Consider the following 1,834-nt stretch of genomic DNA (forward strand, 5'->3'; position numbering starts at 1 on the left):
CAAGAAGCACCGGTCGCAGATCCGGAAATTCGAGACCGTCGGCAGCCACCGGCGCATCGAGGCCGGCACCCCGGACGAGGTCGACAGGCTGCTCGACGCCTTCTTCGAGATGAAGGAACTCCGCTTCCGCAAGATGGGCATCGCCAACGTCTTCGGCGACGCGCAGGTGCGCGGCTTCTTCCGCGCGCTGTTTTCGCAAGCACTTAGCGAGGACAAGCCTTCCTTCGTGCTGCACGGGCTCGAGGTTGCCGGCAAGCTGCGCGCCATTACCGGTTCAAGCCGCTCGGGCAAACGCCTGATCTGCGAATTCGGAGCGATCGCCGAGGACGATCTCGGGCACGCCAGCCCCGGCGACTTCCTGTTCTTCGACAACATCCAGGAAGCCTGCGAGACCGGTTTCGAGGTCTATGACTTTTCGGTAGGAGATGAGCCTTACAAGCGGCTGTGGTGCGATATCGAAACGCGGCATTTCGAAGTGCTGGTCCCCTTGACCGTGAAGGGCCGCATGCTGGCGCTGACGCTTCGGCAAGGCGCGCGGCTGAAAGCCTTCGTCAAGAACAGCCCGACGATCTGGAAGCTGACCAAGGTACTGCGCCGCAAAGCCGCCGGCCAGGCGGCGCCCTCGGAAGAAGATAGCTAACGCAATGACGCCGATCATCCGCACACTGTCCCTGCAGGAACTGGCGCTTCTCGTCGACTGGGCGGCCGCGGAAGGCTGGAACCCAGGTCTTGAAGACCCGGCGATGCTCCAGGCGGCGGACCCCGAAGGCTTCATCGGCGCCTTTGTCGGCGACGACATGGTCGCGGCAATTTCGGCCGTGGCCTATGGCAGCGAATTCGGCTTCATCGGCCTCTACATCTCCCGGCCTGACATGCGCGGCATGGGCTACGGCAAGACGGTGTGGGACGCCGGCATGAAAAGGCTTGCAGGCCGGACCGTCGGCCTTGACGGCGTCGCCGAGCAGCAGGCCAATTACCGGCGCAAGGGCTTCGCGCCGGCCTACGAGACCATCCGCTTCACCGGGCGCAAGGCAGGCCCGACGGCCAGGGCCGATGGGTTGCGGACGATTACAACGCAACTCCTATCCGATGTCGTCGCCTATGACGCCCATTGTTTTCCGGCGCCGCGGCGGGCCTTCCTGCAGCGATGGCTGCAGGAACCGCATCATGGGTTGGCGGCAATCGGTTCGCGCGGCGTGACCGGCTTTGGCGTGGCGCGCCGGTGTCGATCCGGCTTCAAGATCGGCCCGCTGTTTGCCGACGACATGGAAATCGCTTTGCAACTCCTGGAGGGACTGGCCGGTGCCTGTGAGGGCGGCGAGCTGCATATCGACGTCCCCGCCGATAACACCGGTTTCATAACTGCGCTCGATGCGGCCGGCTTTGCGCCGACCTTCACCACCACGCGCATGTACAAGGGGCCTGCCCCGGAACTGGACCTGCAAAGGGTGTTCGGCGTAACGACCCTGGAACTGGGCTAGATCGGGCGAACCGCTGAACGGCTCCGCCAGGCGATCCGCGGCTCTCTCAGGCGGCGGCAGTGCGCCGTCCCGGCACCGGATTGCCGGGCGGTTCGTGGCCGAGCGGCGTCACCAGCGTCAGGTCGGGATAGCCGTTCTCGATCAGTTTGACGGCAGCTTGCGTCACCTCGTCGTCGGCCTCCAGCATGGAGAGAAAAACCTCGGTGGCGTCGCCGGTCAGACGGCCGATGCCCTGCGCGTCGGCTGGTCCGCATTCGACCACGACCAGATCATAAGCCGTTGTCAGCGATTGCATGATGATCGGCAGCCGGTCGGCGGCGCGCATGGCGCGGACCGGATCGGCGGTTTCCGCC

Annotated in this window: 2 protein-coding genes and 1 pseudogene; 2 read left to right on the top strand and 1 reads right to left on the bottom strand. The window is 65.0% G+C overall.

Going from position 1 to position 1,834, the window contains the following annotated elements:
* Together EN932_RS35355 and EN932_RS35360 are read left to right on the top strand one after the other, a co-directional pair.
* A partial coding sequence (locus EN932_RS35355) for a GNAT family N-acetyltransferase (RefSeq protein ID WP_128369484.1) occupies positions 1-640 on the top strand: 640 nt, incomplete at its 5' end.
* A gap of 4 nt (positions 641-644) precedes the next feature.
* A complete protein-coding gene (locus EN932_RS35360; RefSeq protein ID WP_027162411.1) occupies positions 645-1,481 on the top strand; it encodes a GNAT family N-acetyltransferase in 837 nt (278 codons plus the stop codon).
* Positions 1,482-1,527: 46 nt separating this feature from the next.
* Here EN932_RS35360 and EN932_RS35365 read toward each other — a convergent pair.
* Positions 1,528-1,834: pseudogene (locus EN932_RS35365) on the bottom strand (tyrosine-protein kinase family protein); the annotation flags it as partial.

This window comes from Mesorhizobium sp. M7A.F.Ca.US.002.01.1.1, from assembly GCF_004022955.1.
Lineage (GTDB): Bacteria > Pseudomonadota > Alphaproteobacteria > Rhizobiales > Rhizobiaceae > Mesorhizobium > Mesorhizobium ciceri.

What these genes read in the sequence shown, in the direction of transcription:
- EN932_RS35360 (WP_027162411.1), top strand. Translation starts at nt 645, where the DNA reads ATGACGCCGATCATCCGCACACTGTCCCTGCAGGAACTGGCGCTTCTC.